The following is a 17,195-nucleotide window of genomic DNA, read 5'->3' as shown; positions in this document are numbered from 1 at the left end:
GGATACTAATCACTTTTGGTTATGTCTGAGCAGGTTATAAAATTAATGCGTGTCAGAAATTAAAAAACTATGACAAAGAAACAAGGCTTGGCACAATTACAACATTGAAAATCAAGCATTATGCCTCATTATGCTATAATGAATGGCTAAAATTTTAAATAATTCATTCAGGAGCTGTATAGAATTATTTATTGAATTGATAAATGTATTCTACATAGCCACTAATAAGGATGTCATTGTACTGGCATCCCCTTTCCAAATATCAATTGTTTTTAAAAATAATAGTTTTTAAAATTGTTTTAATAATTAATGTAAATTTTGCTTTGTCTATTTTTATGGCCCATTTTATAGCCCATTTTTCATAGCACTTAATGATAGTGACAATAATTTAAATGACATTAAACTCATATTATTTCAACAACGTTCTTTACATTGATTTTGCGTTCAGTGAAGTTATACACTTTACGAGGATATTATGACAACCATTACCTTAACTGACAGTGCCGCTAATAAAGTTCGCAGATTGCGCGAAGAAGAAGGCGACAACTCTTTAATGCTACGTGTCTACGTCACTGGTGGAGGCTGCTCCGGCTTCTCTTATGGCTTTAACTTTGCTGATGAAATTGGCGAAGATGATGCCAACTTTGAAAACGATGACGTCACCTTATTGGTAGACTCCTTAAGCTATCAATACTTACAAGGATCAACGGTTGACTATACCGAAGGGTTAGAAGGGGCACGTTTCGTCGTGACCAATCCAAATGCCACTACCACGTGTGGTTGCGGGTCTTCATTCTCGATTTAGTGGCTTTAATTTTACCTGTTTTTTAAAGGGTCATTTTTAATGCGGATGTGACGCTAGGATCATTTGTAAACGCACATGATTTTTTTATAGGTTTAGGCTACACTACTTTGATATTTAAGCAATATGCATTCTTGCTAAGTTGTTGATAATACTTCCTACGCTTCACTTTATACGTTGACAGATATATGGATAAACGGTCTTAATTGACGGTTTTGACAGATAGTCTTGTCAGCGAGTGATGCCTCTAATTGATTTTGAGATTATAGTATGACTGACGTTACCCCTCATTCCCCTCGTTCTCATATACCCTCTTGGTTAACCAGCCAGCTCTTATCTGGTATGTTACGTGGTATTGAAAAAGAGGGGTTAAGAATGCAGTCTGATGGCTTCCTTGCCCAAACCCCGCATCCAAAATCTTTAGGGTCAAAGCTGACCCACCCTTACATCACTACTGACTACTCTGAGAGCTTACTTGAGCTTATCACCTCTCCGAAGTCTACGGTGGCAGAGACGTTAAGTATGCTGCGTGAATTGCATATTTTGGTTTACAACTCATTAGAGGAAGGAGAGCTGATTTGGCCCTTATCGATGCCTTGTATGCTGTCCTCCGATGACAATGATATCCCGTTGGCCGACTATGGCAGCTCCAATGTCGGACGTCTTAAAACCTTATATCGCAGTGGTTTAGGGGTTCGTTATGGCCGGCGTATGCAGACCATCGCTGGGCTTCATTACAATTTATCTTTTGGTGATGATTTATTCCGTGTTTGGCGCGATAACTCTCCAAAACAAGACCAAGCCAACTCACTTACCGAATTTAAAAATGCGAAGTATCTTGGGCTTATCCGCAACTTTAAGCGGATGAGTAGTCTGGTGCTGTATCTCACAGGTGCTAGTCCTACGGTTTGTCCCTGTTTCTTAATCGGTCGTGAGCATAGCTTAGAGCAGTTGAATAAGACGACTTACTATAAGCCAAATGCCACAAGCTTACGCATGAGCAAGCTAGGGTATACCAATAGTGTGCAAGATCAGCTTGATATTCGCTATAACACCCTGCCTGAATATGTGGACGGTCTGCGCCGTGCCATTAATACCCCATTTTCAGGGTTTAGTAAGTTAGGACTTGACGATGACAAGGGTGAACCGATACAGATTAATGATCATATTCTGCAAATTGAAAATGAGTACTACAGCCCTATCCGTCCGAAGCAAATCGCGGAGTCAGAAGAGACACCGAGTCACGCTTTAGAGGCTCGTGGCATTGCTTATGTAGAGTTTAGAGCGGTAGATTTAGATCCTTATAGTGATATTGGCATTCGTCTCTCCACCGCTTGCTTCTTAGAAGTATTAGCGTTGTATTGCTTACTGACTGACTCTCCTGATTTGTTGCCAGAGGAGGATGACCTATTGGCTGAAAACCTTGAGCGGGTTGTCAATAATGGCCGTGAGCCGAACTTAAGCATTAAAACATGCGACGGTGAAGTCAAATTAAGTCAGTGGATGCAACAGCATTTAGAAGCCATGTTACCCATCGCTACTTTATTAGATGATCAATATGGGGGTAATAACTACCGAGTCGCTGTGACTTTAATGCTTGGCAAGGCCGTCTATCCCGATGCAACATTGTCTGCTCAAGTGCTTTCTGATACGGAAAAATTTGGCAGCACTTGGAAGCTTGGCTATGCTCTAGCGCAGCAGCACCGTGACGCTATCATGCGTAATACCCTAAGTCCCAATACTCAGGCAAAATATGAGGTATTGGCAGAAAAATCATGGATACAACAACAAGATCTTGAGAGCAACCAGACTCAAAGTTTTTATGATTATATACAACAATATCGTTAGGCTTATTTAACGTGACTTTTTAGGGTGCTGTTAGTGATAAGCATATCGGTTTAATATGGATTTTAGTTGCCAAGGAGCAACCCCATGCAGCGTTTACTTTCCTATCGTACGCTTAATATCATATTAGTATTTTTTGCTGTGGTTGGCATGGCTTTTGCTATTTTATTTTTACAAAACGCCAAAGGTTTGGAGCCATGCCCTCTTTGTATTTTTCAGCGCATTGGGCTTATTGTCATGGGTATCTTTTCCCTTATTGCAGCCCTTGGTAATCCCAAAAATACCGCTATTCGACTGTTGTTATGGTTGGGCTCAATGTTAGGACTCTTATGGTCAGCTGGTGTGGCGGCGCGCCATGTCTGGATTCAACATCTACCCCCAGACCAAGTGCCGAGTTGTGGTCCGGGTTTGGATTATTGGCTCGAAGCGCTTCCAATGAGACAGGTTATCAACCAAGTACTATCAGGCTCTGGCGAATGCGCTGAGATTAGCTGGCGCTTTTTAGGACTTAGTATTCCCGAGCAAGCCCTTATCTTGTTTACCTTTCTAATTTTGGTTAACTTAATGATATTATGGCGTATTATTAAATCGCGTCCTGTTAAAGCTCGAGCCTTTTAATGTTTAGAGTCTTTAAGTCCTAAGCGCTATTTAATCGTTACACTTTTTCTTTATTTAGATAAAAACCAGAGGTTGCATGCACGTTCATATTTTAGGTATCTGTGGCACATTTATGGGGTCACTTGCATTATTAGCTCGAGATCTTGGTCATACTGTTACTGGCTCAGATACCGGCATCTATCCACCGATGTCAACTCAATTAGAACGTGCGGGTGTCGAAATTTTAGAAGGCTATCACGCCAGTCACTTGCAGCCTTCCCCTGACCTAGTGATCGTGGGCAATGCCATGAAAAGGGGTATTGAGGCAGTTGAATATATGCTCGATGAAGGTATTCCCTATACCTCAGGTCCTCAGTTTTTATCGGAGCAGGTGTTGCAACATCGTCATGTATTAGCGGTTGCCGGTACTCATGGTAAGACCACAACGACGACCATGCTGGCATGGATACTACATTATTGCGGCATTGATACTGGGTTTTTGATCGGCGGTGTGCCTTTGGTAGACAGTGATAATGATGCTTTAAACAGAGCCTTTGCCCACAGTAGCTATTTAGGCTCTGATACTAGCAAAGACGGCAAACAAGGCTATTTCGTTATTGAAGCAGATGAATATGACTCCGCATTTTTTGATAAACGATCTAAGTTCGTCCATTACCGTCCTCGCACTGCTATATTAAATAACCTTGAGTTTGATCACGCTGATATTTTTAAAGATTTAGACGCCATTCAAACTCAGTTCCACCACATGATCCGAATGATTCCAAGTCATGGTCAGATCATTATGCCGGCACAGACACCAAGTTTAGAGGCGACGATAGATAAAGGATGTTGGACGCCGATATGGCGTACTGAAATTATAGAGCCTAGCAGCTTACAAGGTACGGTAGAGTGCGTGTGGAAAGCAGAATTAATTGAAGAGGACGGCAGCCGATTTTTGGTACATTATCACGATGACGAGCATACCCAGATGGTAACCGGAGAAGTTGATTGGGGTATGAGTGGTCGTCATAATGTAGAAAATGCGATGGTAGCGGTTGCTGCTGCTTATGATATCGGCATTGGTGTTGAACAAGCTTGCGCAGCCTTGTCTAACTTCTCAGGTATTAAGCGTCGCATGGAACTGATCGCTGATGTGGAATACAAATCGGGCGACTCAAATAATAAAGTACAAGTGTACGATGACTTTGCCCATCATCCCACCGCGATTACCACCACCCTAGATGGGGCAAAAAAGAAGCTAAAAAATCACAAAATCTGGGCAATTATTGAGCCGCGCAGTAACACAATGAAACTTGGGGTTCATAAAGACAGTTTAGCAGCTTCTGCGCAACTGGCTGACGAAGTCATTTGGTATGAGCCCGCAGGTTTAGAGTGGGGGCTGAATGAGGCTATTACCGCGCAGTCCAACACTGTTCGCAATTCTCAATATGTAATGACGGATACTCAAAGTATCATTGATCATCTTGTCTCTAAAATAGGCGATACCGACAAAGATGATGCCATCATCATTATGTCTAATGGCGGCTTTGAAAACATTCATCAGCGCCTAATTAAGGCTTTAAACCCATAAAGGATGTCGTCTTTTTTTAATTTCATTCAGTCTTACTTCAAAAGCTTTATCCTAATGGATAAGGCTTTAAATTTAGGCCCTTCAGACTATACCCCTTTATCAACTGTCAATATCTCTTTATCAACTGCCACTAAATGCTCTATATCCTCTCTTTTGATTTTAATTAACAGACCATTACCTACTTAACCTTGAAACAGTGATGCAAATGCAACAAAAGTTAAAATAAACGATACAATTAGTTAACTTATTATTATCAATCTCTATTAATACTCCAAATATGGTCACATAGCCTGTACAAGGTTAACAATTCAATCTTACTACTAGTCTTTTTTAGCCGTTAAAATTCAATTTGGACGAGTATTGAAGTCTCTTCTTTTATCATTAGGTTAGAATAAATTTATTTCGTTTACTCTCTACTGTGGTTTAACGCTCTTTATGGTTTATTGCTCATCGCTTATCATTCTCTAATCATAAGTTTGACTTTAAACCTATTAGACTTATCCCTACTAGAGGATGTATGACCAAGTCATTTGAAGCGAAATTATTTAAGATGTTACTTTATAACAAGTTATTTAAAATAACTTAAACTTCTCAATTTAATCTACCTCTATAAATACATGCATAAAGGATAAGGCGCTTCAATAACGATACTTTATTAATCATATAAATATATAAACTTAGCTAAAGTTATAGCGACTGCCAAATTTAAAATTAGCTTATTGAACAAGACGCGTATTAATAAGCAGTAGACAGTGCGAGTCTAATAAAGATAAGTTTTTTTTATAAACGGTACAATAATTAATTGATAGGGAGAGAAATAATATGAGCATTATTTGGACAATTGCTGTAGGTTTTATTGCAGGGTTATTAGCACGTGCTATTAAACCGGGTAACGATGCCATGGGCTGGATTATGACCATCATACTGGGTATCGCAGGCTCTTTTTTGGGTGGTTTTATTGCCAGTTTAATAGGCTTAGCAGATAGCGGTAGATTTATTAGCCTAGCATTCTCAGTCATTGGTGCCATTATTTTACTGTTTATTTATGAACTAATTGCTAATAAACGTACTTAACCCTTTATAATGCTTTTCTTAAGACCTTTATAATGCTTTTCTTAAGATACGTATATTAATAGCAATATCATCGAAAATATGTAACTAATTTAGCGACGAAACGGACTTTTATAGTCCGTTTTTTTATGTTGCTAACTCAAAGACTCGTAACAGTACCAAATATATAAGCTAACCTATGTATGAAGGACATCCAAGAAGACGAATGTAAACGCGACAAATGCTTAGCTCAGTAAATCTGACCGAATATGACAAGGACAGGTAATTTTATAGAAAAGGCACGACACGATGTATCGGATGACTGCCTAAATTAGCTTGAAATTAAGGCTAATGCCCCTCATTCAGTGATATATAATATATTATTAACTTTTATTTTTTAAAGTTTATGGATTGCATAAACTCAGATATAGTAGACATGAGTTAGCCCATAAACTTTAACTAACATACTATGTGATCTCTTATGGCAAAATTACAAATACTTAATTATCCTGACCCTCGTTTACGTACCATTGCAGAGCCCGTGAAAACGGTAGATGATGACATCAGACAACTAATAGATGATATGCTTGAAACCATGTACGATGCCAAAGGCATTGGACTGGCAGCTACCCAAGTAGATCGTCATATTCAGCTAATCGTCATGGACTTATCTGAAAATAATGATCAGCCTCGTGTGTTCATTAATCCGAAGATTACGCCACTTGTAGAAGATAAAAAGCCTTATGAAGAAGGCTGTCTGTCAGTACCTGATGTATTTGACTCTGTTGAGCGTCCGACAAAAGTGAAGATCGAAGCGCTAGATCGAGACGGCAATGCTTTTGAAGAGATTGCTGAAGGTCTACTTGCGGTCTGTATTCAGCACGAGATGGATCATTTAAATGGGGTGCTATTCGTTGATTATTTATCGCGTTTAAAACAGACCCGTGCGCGTGATAAGGTACGTAAAGTCGTTAAACTGCGTGAAAAACAGCTTGATAACGCCAGAGCTTAACCTAACCAGTCCCCTATTTCGCTTTTAAAAGTCGATAGGGGGCGATTAAACGCCCGTCAAACCTAATACATCTTGCATATCATAACGACCAGCTGACTGTGTAACCACCCATACGGCCGCTCGTACTGCGCCTGCTGCAAAGGTCATACGCTCACGGGCATGGTGTTTGATTTCGACCATTTCACCATCAGCGATAAACATCACACTGTGATCACCAATGATTTCACCGCCGCGAATGGCATGAATGCCGATGCTACCCTCTTGACGCTCACCCGTTTTTCCTTCACGTCCGTATAGCGCCACTTGTTTTAAATCTTGACCACGTGCTGTTGCTGCTGCATCCGCCATCATAAAGGCGGTACCAGAAGGCGCATCTACTTTGTGCTTATGATGTGCTTCAATGACCTCAATATCTGCCGTTTGCCCAAATGCTTTAGCAGCCATTTCAATTAGCTTCAAAGACACATTAACGCCAGTAGAATAGTTGCCAGCATAGACGATTGGTATTTGCTGACTGGCTTCATTTAATTGTTGTTCTTGAGCGTCACTCAATCCTGTAGTGCCTATGACCATAGCGACGTTATGTTTGGCACACAGTTGTACATTATTTTCAGTAGAGTCTGGTAAGCTAAAGTCGATCAGTACATCGATGCCGTCTAGCTCTGCTTCAAGATTGTCCGTTAAAGCCACCCCATTTTTACCCAGTGCGACCAGCTCACCCGCATCCACGCCTAACAAACTTGAACCACTGCGCTCTATCGCTGCTGCTAGCTGCGTTTGGTCATTGTTATTAACTGCTTCTATTAACATTCGACCCATTCGGCCACCGGCACCAATAATGCCTACTTTAATTATTTCAGAATGCACTTGCGTCATGATTGTTTCCTTAAATTAGCTGAATACGCATAATATTCGTTTAAGAATAGGGCTTTTTTCTATCTACTATGCAATTGTGAATAATGATAGCATGATTTATTTGATTTCTCTTTTGAAGAGAGTGAAGTTAGCGCATTCCCTCTTTCATTTGTCTAAAACGAGACAATCCTTAATTACATAAGAAAAGCCCATACGTTTCACGTGAAACTTATGGGCTTTCAATATAACGATTTTTATTATATTCGACTCATAACACTGATTTAACCCAGCTGATTTTATTAGACTACTTTATTTAAATCAATGTGAACAAACCTCGTTAACTGAATGCTTTAGTCAAACGCTTTAGTCGAATAGGTCACCAAGTTTTTCAAAGAAAGACTTTTTCTTAGGAGACTGATGATGCTTGCTATCGCCATCTAAAGTATCTTGGAACTGACGTAACAGCTCTTTTTGCTCACGGGTTAAATTGACGGGCGTCTCAACCATAATACGGCATATTAAGTCACCTTTCATCGTGGTACGCACGGGAGTCACCCCTTTTCCACGGACGCGCAGTAGCTTACCACTTTGAGTGCCTTCGGCAACCTTAATCTTCACTTTACCATCTAAAGTTGGAATCTCAACTTCTTTACCCAGCGCGGCATCAGTGATGCTCACGGGCACATCCATATATAAGTCAGCGCCTTGACGTTTAAATACCGGGTGTTCTTTAACGCGGACTTCTACGTACAAGTCGCCATTTTGTACGCCTGCACCACCTGCTTCACCTTCACCGGCTAAACGTACTCTATCCCCATCATCTACCCCTGCTGGGATTGAGACTTCAAGAGTGCGAGATTTATCTTTGACACCGCTACCATGACAATCTGAGCAAGGATTTTTAATTTCTTTACCAGAGCCGCCACAATTAGGACAGGTTTGTTGTACGGCAAAGAATCCTTGCTGCATACGAACTTGACCATGACCGCCACAGGTCTGACAGGTCACAATATCAGACGCATCTTTAGCGCCTTTACCATCACAGGTCTCACAAGGGGCAGGCGCGGTAAAACTAATCTCTTTTTTACAGCCGCGTACAGCCTCTTCTAAAGTGAGCTCAATCACATATCGCAAATCTGAACCACGGCGCTGACGACCACCGCCACGAGACTGACCAAAGATGTCGCCAAAGTTGCCAAAAATGTCGCCAAAAATGTCCTGGAAGTTACCAGCACCAGCGCCACCAAAGCCGCCACCGCCCATACCATTTTCAAAGGCAGCATGTCCCATACGGTCGTAGGCAGAACGTTTTTCTTTATCGCTCAATACCTCATAAGCCATTGAGGCTTCTTTGAACTTCTCTTCAGCATCGGGGTCATCTGAGTTACGATCAGGATGGTATTTCATGGCCAATTTACGGTAGGCCTTTTTAATCTCACGCTCATCGGCGTTTTTATCAACGCCTAGAACGTCGTAAAAATCTCGCTTACTCATGGAGGCTCCTATCAACATGCCATTATTATTTCTAATGTTTCATGTGAAACATTATGAACGATGGCATTCAAATTTAATCAAAATAATCACAGTGACTATTGTCTGTAAAATTGTCTATAAATAGCCATATATAAATGACTGGCATAAAATACTGCAAAATTAATCAATACTTTTCCTGTTTAATGGTGACAATCACCTCGATTATCAAGCAATTATGCTAAAATCTATTTATTATTATGCTTATGTTTTAATAACCTTCTTATTTATTGGTCTTCTGAACCCTGTTTCTACAAACTGTCTAACGTTACCTATGATATGCAAATCTTAAAGTAACACTGATCTTATCTAACCCTTATAGACTCACAGGCCCTTACCTTTTATGAAATTCTTAAAGTTTTTAGTCATCACACTTATCATTGTGGCTATTGCTGTCTTTGCAGGCTCTCCCTACTATACGGCTTATCAAATAAAAGAGGCTTATGATGCACACGACGGCGAGTCTCTCGTCAGCTATATTGACATCAATCAACTGCAACCAAATATCGAGTCACAGTTAATGGCTAAGTTTTCTAATACGTTATTACAGTACCCATTGGTCGCAAAACTTGGTGGTGATCCTCTAAACCAAGCCGCTAATGACTTTATTTCAAGCTCAGTATCTAACGCCATTACTGCCGACAATATTAGTAGCCTAGTTAAGACTCAAGGCCAAGCCAATCAAGCGACTAAGGAGCTCGCAGCCGCATGGGCCATTGCTAGTAATAAAGTCAATCTGCGCAAATTAATTCAGGACATTATCGTTCAGCGTGGAGATATTAATACGGTGATCAAAACCCAAGTGCAGCAGGTGATGGACAGTCAAGCCTCGGATCTTGAAGCCCATGCTGAAGCAGGAGAGGATAGCGAAAAATTTAAGTTAAACTACTGTGGTATCAATTGCTTCACAGTATCTGGGGATATTAAAGGATATCCAGTCAAAGTTGAGATGACACGGGAAGGGTTTGTTGATTGGAAAATAGTTAACGTGGTATTGCCATAACCGTCTGTGTTAATCAATTAAGCCCTCTCTATTTTCAGTGAGTTAAGCCGTATCTCGTATTGTCTCAAGTATTCAGCTACGGCATCTCACTCGCCTGTCTCCAAGCTTATCTCTAAACCTATCGCTAAACTTTCTAAGGTTGCACTTGCGCATGTCAGCCTTATCCCTCTGTTAGTTGCCTAAGACTATTCAAAGTTAAAATACGCTCTTCTTATCTTTCTTAAGCTATTCAGCTTTTTAACCTACTCAACGTTATCCATTCTTCATTAACTCAATTTGCTCACCTTTTTAACCTACTCAACTTACTCAATGAGCATCTAGGCTAATCCCTTTAGCCCAAACACGTTTATGCCAGTTTAGTAAAAGCTGGGCTATCCCTATAGCCTTGTATCAAGATTTAAAACTAGGATTTTAATGAAAATTTTTCATTAATCATGAAAATAATTATCATTAATACAAGTTGACCCCTGTTAAGCATTTGTTTACTATGTTTTAAATTTTAATCATTATGTAATAGATATAACAAAGACATTTACGGGGTTAACCATATCCCTATTGATAAAGACTTTTGAGGTCCTTTTAAGGTAAGGGTATCTGATAACAGCATTTAGGGTAATAACGCTCTGGTAGCAGAATTTGACGACCTTGATAGATTGTCATCTCTAGATGGCAAATTATCCAAATATTTTATGAAAATCAAATATGTAAAGAAGCTTAAATAGTTAAAGCCACTTAATACAGCCGTATAACAAACTTTATAATTGATAACTATACTAAAAAGGATCAAAGCAAAGCATGAAACATCTAGTATTTAATGGAAAAGGTAGTGAGTATTTTAAAATATGGATTGTTAATGTTTTATTATGCGTTATCACGCTTGGCATTTATTATCCTTGGGCAAAAGTACGTACACGTCGATACTTTTATGCCAATACCGAATACTCAGACCGATTTTTTGATTATCATGCGACAGGCAAACAACTCTTTTTAGGCTATCTCATTGGTATGTTCATATTGATAGCCATTATTATTATCAACCAAGTCTATCCAGTGGCTGGGTTGATTATACCTATTATTATTTTCGCAGTTATGCCATGGGTAATCTGGCGCAGCTTAAAGTTTACTATGCGAATGACCAGCTTTAGTAATGTACGCTTTAGCTTCAACGGTGGTCTAAAAACGTCGTACTTTATCTATATGTTAATCCCTGTCGTGGGCTATTTGGCCGTTGTATTGCTTCTTTTAGGTAGCGTATTCCCTCTGATGCAATCGCTTCAAGGCGGTGGATCTATCCCTATGGCAGCCAGCACCATCATCGCAGTGGTGGGCGTTATTGCTACCCTTGCACTCGCCATTTATCTGGGTGGTTTATTTACTAAAAAAGCCGCTGAATACCAGGTTGGTCAGACCAAATATGGTCAAGGTAACTTCTTTATTGATGTGAAAACAGGCACATTTATAAAAATTGCGTTTAAAACGGCGCTAGTCGCCATTGGGTGTTATTTGGTACTGGCTGCGTTATTTGCGGTCATATTTTCGTCTACGATGTCAGGTGGCTTTGATCCTGAAACGATGGCCAATGAGATGGCGACTGCTAGCGCAAATCCACTGTTAGCCATAGGGCTGGTGTTGGTATATTTAGGCTTTATCGCTGCTGCTTTGTTGGTCGCGGCCTACTCCTATAGTCGCCAACGTCAATATATATACGACAATACCACATTAGATAAAGCGATCAGCTTTAAGTCGACGGTTAGTGCCAAACGGTATTTCATAGTATTGCTGACTAATATGTTACTGACTATTGTTACCCTAGGGTTGGCGCTACCTTGGGCTCAAGTACGTGTGGCACGCTACCTTGCTGAAAATACATGGATAGAAGCTTCAGATGTGGACGTTAATAGCTATTTGACTCAAAAAGAGAAAGAACAGTCTGCTATTGGGGAAGAGATTGGGGATGTGTTAGACATCGATATGGACATCGCGCTATAAGCCAATAACAAATCTAGAAATTAACCAATCGAGAATGGCTCACTAAACTCTACAACTAGTAGGTTTAGTGATCCTAATCGAGTCTAATCGGGTCTAATAAGGATAGGTTATTTTATAGAATAAGTATGATTTAGATTGAGCATTTGTTTTGAGTAAATATGGTTTTAAGTTATTATATTGAGTATAAAAAATGAGAACATCAACCCCAAAGCCTTTAAACACAAATCACTCAAAAGATGGCACAGGGATAACGGGTAAATGGTATCCCAAAGACAGCTCAACTCAATATCCTGCTCAGCTTATCGTCGATAAAACACGCTATGAGGTACATATTGTGCCTCATGAGCACAATACTACTCTCAAAGATCATGTTGAAGATAATTCAAAACCGAATTTAAAAGGTAATACGCAAAAAGACCATAAGCTAACGGGTCAGTGGTCTCAAATCAGTATCAATGAGCGCTTAGGCAATACCGAACGTAAATTGATCTTGGCGGATGGCTCACTGTTTACCACTTTGGACAACGACGCTATAGATATCTTGATTCGTGGTGATACTAATAGCAGTACAGGTTCAAAATGGAATCTACGCTTACACCAATATGAAACAAAAATGAGCAGTGTCTTAATGATGCTGGTCTTAACGGTCGTGTTTGCTATTGGCTTTATAAAATGGGGCATACCGTGGACCAGCCAAGCCGTGGCTCATGCCCTACCCCAATCGACGGGTGAGTATATTGGCAAACAGTCATTACAGGTTATCGACCGTTATTTTTTACAACCTACTAAAATAAGTGACGCGGAACAACAAAAGATTATCTCTCGTTTTGAAACCCGATTAAAACCGTTGGGTGGCAATGACAATATCCATTATCAGCTCCATTTTAGAGAGATGAACATAGGGGGCATGAGTCTGCCAAACGCATTTGCGCTGCCCTCAGGTGATATTGTGCTGACCGATAAATTTGTCGAGTTAAGTCATAATGACGATGAAATAGATGCAGTACTATTGCATGAAATGGGGCATGTGGTTGAACGTCATAGTTTAGAGATGCTGACCCAAAACTCATTCACCACTATGATTGTCATGTTAGTCTTGGGTAACCCTGATGGTATCAGTGAGCTTGCTACCGGCTTGGGAACAGCGCTGGTATCAAATCACTATTCACGTCAATATGAAACGGAAGCGGATGAGTTTGCGTTCAAAAAGATGCTTAAAGCAGGTATTAATCCGCAGGCTTTTGTCGCTATTCTAAGCCGCATGGAGGATTACTCTACTGGCGACACAGTAGACGACACCACAGCCAAAGATGACAGCCTATCTGATTTTTTATCCACTCATCCTAACACCCAATTGCGCATTGAAATGGCAAACAAATATAGCAAATGCTTCGAGCAGGGTCTAACCGTTTGCAACTAGTCATTTAAGAGTGGCGGGTTAATTTGTAGTGGTCGAGTTTAATTATACCAAATCAAGAAATTAACCTATCGAGGAAGGCGAGTGCAAACGCTACCAATAGTAGGTTTAGAGAGCTTAAGAAGATAACCTGAATTCGGGATAAGCGCTTTTGTAAGTCATTGTTTTTATTGGGTTGAAAAAATCCATCCCCAACCCTTCCTTTGGAAAAGGAAGGGAGTAAAACTGGTAACTTCTATAATCAAAACTCTATTTTAACGAGTAATAGTTGTAGCGTGTGGTGAAACGAAGTGTCACCCACGGTTTTTTTAGATGCCTCTTTTCATACAGGTAACCCTCTATTTGCAACATAGGCTATTAGTTGACAAGTATTTAAATCACGATAAATCGTGGCAAGCAGAGGATGTGACCGCTAGCCCTGACAGGAGCGGATATACTTGCTTACCCACTGAGAATAGCGGGGCTAGGCTGAGGGCAGTATCGAGACAACAGGAATGTCCTCAGCCTATAGTCACCGCCTCAGTGGGCAAGCAAGATAATAGCGGATGGCAGGATGAGCTACTCTAATTTATTCGCTTAGATTTAGGGCGTGTGGAACATTCGCAAGTTAGCACTGCTGATAGCTAAAATCGTTCCAGACTAGGCGCAAACTGACGCTAATGTCTAGACCTTGGCTAGGTTTGTAACAACGTCTGGGGCAATTTTAGTATCAGCCCGAAGGGGCGGGACTCTTTTTTGCCAATATATGGCGAAATTTTCTAACTTAGAATGACTAAGCGTCAAAAATTTCACTGCATATTGACTAAAAAATAGTCTCCGCCAGTGCCATGGTCGAATGTTCCACACGCCCTAATATTAAAAACTGGCGACTTCTTCTTCGGTGAGAAAACGACTCTCGCCTTTCTCTAATCCCTCAAGCGTCACCATGCCAATACTGGCACGATGTAGGTCGACGACTTTGTTACCGAAGTAGCCCATCATCCGCTTCACTTGATGGTACTTGCCTTCGGTCAGAGTCAAACGGGCATGCGTGTCATCTAAAAACTCTAGAGTAGCAGGCTTAGTGGGCTCATTATCGTCCTCTAATAAGATACCTTCAGCGACCTTTTGGATGGCTTTTTGTTGAGCCGCCTCGTCCATAGGATCAGCAAGCGTCATCTCATACACCTTAGCATGTTGATGACGGGGACTGGTGACACGATGCAACCAACCGCCATCATCACTCAATATCAGCGCGCCAGTGGTATCAACATCTAAGCGCCCTGCGATACGCAAGCTGCCTAGCTCGGGAACCGCGATAAGCTCGGTGACAATCGGGTACTCTTTTGGCTTTAGGGTACACTCAAAACCTTCGGGCTTGTATAGTAAAATATAACGATTGCCAGCGGCGACAGATAAAGGCTCGCCTGCCCACATCACATCATCGTTGAGCACATCGACATGCAAGCTGCCATCTTTGACGACTTGATCGTTGACGGTGATTTCGCTGGCGTGCAGTACTTTTTTGGCTTCTTTGCGCGACAATTCTGTCGCCTTACTGATAAATTTGTCTAACCGCATTTATGGTATCCTTTGTGTATTACTGATATATAGTATGAGTTCATAATAACTCACAGTTTAACACACCCATAAATGATGCATTTTATCACTTTAGTATTTTTGACTGAATTCAACTATGACTTATCAAACATTATCCAAGCCTGTCACTGCCCAACTAGAGATTAAAAAGTCGCAGTTTATTACTTACGCATACCCTGTCCTAAGTCGTGAAAAAGCGATGTTTCATGTGGAACAATTGCGTGAAAAATATCCAGAAGCCCGTCATCACTGCTGGGCCTACATTATCGGCGATCCAAATAATACCACCAGTGCTGGGTTTGATGATGATGGTGAGCCTAGTGGTACGGCAGGCCGCCCTATCCTAAATGTGCTACAGCACAAAAGCATCGGTAACGTGATTGTCATAGTGGTACGCTATTTTGGCGTTATTAAACTCGGTGCGGGCGGTCTAACAAGGGCATATGCGGGCTCCGCTCAGGCAGCCGTGGATCAGGCTCATGAACAAAACAGGCTGACCGCTTTTGTACCGATGACCCATAGACAAATTGAAGCCGACTTTGCCAATGAATCGCAGGTACGCTATGTGGTGGAGGATGTGGGAGGCACAATTGATGAGGTAGCATACAGTAAGGTTGTGACTTTAGGCGTGATCCTGCCAGAAGCTGATGTAGAGACGTTAAAAGAGCGGTTGGGGATGGACGGTCGTGTGCTTGATGATGAATCAGAATTTCAATCTAAAGGTTCTAATTTGCATAATTGAGATATAACAAAATGAATAGTAAGAAGCAGGACTCTAACCCGCTAGGCCTTGAAGTGGCTGATTTTAAACCGCCAGCTTTCAAACCGCCCGTTTTTAAACCGCCAGTATGGTTAAGAAACCCGCATTTGCAGACCATATTACCTAGATTTATTATGCCAGAGTCGCCCCCTTATCGACGCGAATTGGTATTGGATTCGCTGGAGGAAAGCGAAGTCGCCTATGATTTCTGGGATGGCATAGAGGTTCGAGAAAGCGAAGTTCGAGAAAGTAAGATTGTTGATAAGCAAATTAGTGAAAAAGAAGTTATTGTCAAAGAAGTTGCAACAAAAGAGACTAATGTCGGCTCAAACACCAATCCGTCAGACACAAACCCATCAAATAGATTAAACACGCCTTTAGTCGTGCTATTTCACGGTATGGAAGGCAGTAGCCAAAGCCACTATGCCCGAACACTGGCGCATTACGTGCATGACCAAGGTTGGCATTTTGTGGTGGTACATACTCGAAGTTGTGGCGGTGTGGCGGTAAAAGGGGAGCGGCTTTATAGTGCAGGCGATACCCCAGAGGTGCATCATGCCTTGCAACAATTGACAGCGCGTTATACCACCATTTATTGCGTAGGCGTGTCACTTGGTGGTAATACGCTTGCTAAATATATGGGTGAATATGGTGATCAAGCCCACTGCCAAGCGGCCGCTATTTTCTCAGCGCCCCTAGATTTATCCTCTGCCGCTACTGCTATGGAGAATTTTTTGGGTCGTAAAATTTATACCCCCTACTTGCTCAACCCTATCGCAACCAAAGCGCTTCAACTGACCCTGAGCGAGTCACAAATACAAGCAATTAAGACCAGTCGTAATATTGGTGAATTTGATAGCGTGTTTACCGCACCCTGCTATGGCTATCGTTCAGAAAATGATTATTATCACCAAGCGTCCGCCATGCCATATTTGCATCAAATCACCAAACCGACGCTGATTGTGATTGCCAAAGACGACCCCTTCTTAGGAGTGCTGCCTTCTCAAGGGGATGTATCAAAACAGGTGACGCTGTATACGCCCGAATATGGCGGACATATTGGTTTTTTGCGTTGGAAGAATAAGCAACTTGATGCTAATTGGTTTCCAGAGACTGTTTTTCAATTTATCAAGTCTTTAGCAGTTGGTGTTTAAGAGTAGTAAGTC

At 41.2% G+C, this 17,195-nt stretch carries 15 protein-coding genes; 12 read left to right on the top strand and 3 right to left on the bottom strand.

What is annotated here, in order from left to right; translation table 11 throughout:
- The first annotated feature begins 475 nt into the window (after positions 1 to 475).
- The 6 genes from erpA to def all read left to right on the top strand — a co-directional run bounded on the left by erpA (position 476) and on the right by def (position 6,897).
- Positions 476 to 805 (top strand): iron-sulfur cluster insertion protein ErpA, encoded by a 330-nt coding sequence (gene erpA, locus AC2SLT_RS00980; protein WP_486545431.1) that lies wholly within the window; start codon positions 476 to 478, stop codon positions 803 to 805.
- A 267-nt stretch (positions 806 to 1,072) separates the two neighbouring features.
- Entirely contained in the window at positions 1,073 to 2,650 is a 1,578-nt protein-coding gene (gshA, locus tag AC2SLT_RS00975; RefSeq protein ID WP_486545429.1) for a glutamate--cysteine ligase, read from the top strand.
- Positions 2,651 to 2,734: 84 nt separating this feature from the next.
- Positions 2,735 to 3,265 carry a disulfide bond formation protein B gene (locus tag AC2SLT_RS00970; RefSeq protein ID WP_486545428.1) on the top strand — a complete coding sequence of 177 codons (531 nt, stop codon included), beginning with the start codon at positions 2,735 to 2,737 and terminating at the stop codon, positions 3,263 to 3,265.
- Positions 3,266 to 3,341: 76 nt separating this feature from the next.
- A complete protein-coding gene (gene mpl, locus AC2SLT_RS00965; protein WP_486545427.1) occupies positions 3,342 to 4,835 on the top strand; it encodes a UDP-N-acetylmuramate:L-alanyl-gamma-D-glutamyl-meso-diaminopimelate ligase in 1,494 nt (497 codons plus the stop codon).
- Positions 4,836 to 5,657: 822 nt separating this feature from the next.
- Entirely contained in the window at positions 5,658 to 5,909 is a 252-nt protein-coding gene (locus tag AC2SLT_RS00960) for a GlsB/YeaQ/YmgE family stress response membrane protein (protein ID WP_486545425.1), read from the top strand.
- 457 nt (positions 5,910 to 6,366) lie between these two features.
- Positions 6,367 to 6,897: a peptide deformylase gene (def, locus tag AC2SLT_RS00955; RefSeq protein WP_486545424.1), complete on the top strand. Its 531-nt coding sequence runs from the start codon at positions 6,367 to 6,369 to the stop codon at positions 6,895 to 6,897.
- Between the two features lie 45 nt (positions 6,898 to 6,942).
- Here def and dapB read toward each other — a convergent pair whose 3' ends face one another.
- Entirely contained in the window at positions 6,943 to 7,773 is an 831-nt protein-coding gene (gene dapB, locus AC2SLT_RS00950) for a 4-hydroxy-tetrahydrodipicolinate reductase (RefSeq protein WP_486545422.1), read from the bottom strand.
- Positions 7,774 to 8,115: 342 nt separating this feature from the next.
- The gene (gene dnaJ / locus AC2SLT_RS00945; protein WP_486545421.1) at positions 8,116 to 9,246 is read right to left on the bottom strand and encodes a molecular chaperone DnaJ; all 1,131 of its coding nucleotides are present in this window, start codon (positions 9,244 to 9,246) and stop codon (positions 8,116 to 8,118) included.
- A gap of 379 nt (positions 9,247 to 9,625) precedes the next feature.
- On the opposite strand from dnaJ, the gene AC2SLT_RS00940 reads away from it, so the two are divergent.
- The 4 genes from AC2SLT_RS00940 to AC2SLT_RS00925 all read left to right on the top strand — a co-directional run bounded on the left by AC2SLT_RS00940 (position 9,626) and on the right by AC2SLT_RS00925 (position 14,258).
- The gene (locus AC2SLT_RS00940; RefSeq protein WP_486545420.1) at positions 9,626 to 10,285 is read left to right on the top strand and encodes a DUF2939 domain-containing protein; all 660 of its coding nucleotides are present in this window, start codon (positions 9,626 to 9,628) and stop codon (positions 10,283 to 10,285) included.
- 795 nt (positions 10,286 to 11,080) lie between these two features.
- Positions 11,081 to 12,274, top strand: a complete 1,194-nt coding sequence (locus AC2SLT_RS00935; RefSeq protein WP_486545418.1) for a YjgN family protein — start codon at positions 11,081 to 11,083, stop codon at positions 12,272 to 12,274.
- Positions 12,275 to 12,464: 190 nt separating this feature from the next.
- Positions 12,465 to 13,694 (top strand): M48 family metallopeptidase, encoded by a 1,230-nt coding sequence (locus tag AC2SLT_RS00930; protein WP_486545416.1) that lies wholly within the window; start codon positions 12,465 to 12,467, stop codon positions 13,692 to 13,694.
- Between the two features lie 309 nt (positions 13,695 to 14,003).
- Positions 14,004 to 14,258 carry a hypothetical protein gene (locus AC2SLT_RS00925; RefSeq protein ID WP_486545414.1) on the top strand — a complete coding sequence of 85 codons (255 nt, stop codon included), beginning with the start codon at positions 14,004 to 14,006 and terminating at the stop codon, positions 14,256 to 14,258.
- A 288-nt stretch (positions 14,259 to 14,546) separates the two neighbouring features.
- Here AC2SLT_RS00925 and AC2SLT_RS00920 read toward each other — a convergent pair whose 3' ends face one another.
- Complete coding sequence (locus AC2SLT_RS00920) at positions 14,547 to 15,251, bottom strand: pseudouridine synthase (RefSeq protein ID WP_486545413.1); 705 nt, start codon at positions 15,249 to 15,251, stop codon at positions 14,547 to 14,549.
- 115 nt (positions 15,252 to 15,366) lie between these two features.
- On the opposite strand from AC2SLT_RS00920, the gene AC2SLT_RS00915 reads away from it, so the two are divergent.
- Together AC2SLT_RS00915 and AC2SLT_RS00910 are read left to right on the top strand one after the other, a co-directional pair.
- Positions 15,367 to 16,011, top strand: a complete 645-nt coding sequence (locus tag AC2SLT_RS00915) for a YigZ family protein (protein WP_486545411.1) — start codon at positions 15,367 to 15,369, stop codon at positions 16,009 to 16,011.
- A gap of 11 nt (positions 16,012 to 16,022) precedes the next feature.
- Positions 16,023 to 17,183, top strand: coding sequence for a YheT family hydrolase (locus tag AC2SLT_RS00910; RefSeq protein WP_486545410.1), 1,161 nt, complete (start codon positions 16,023 to 16,025; stop codon positions 17,181 to 17,183).
- Positions 17,184 to 17,195: the final 12 nt, after the last annotated feature.

It is taken from the genome of Psychrobacter sp. CX18 (assembly GCF_057396215.1).
The sequence above is the reverse complement of the archived record's forward strand: the minus strand, read 5'-3'. Positions and strand labels throughout refer to the sequence as shown.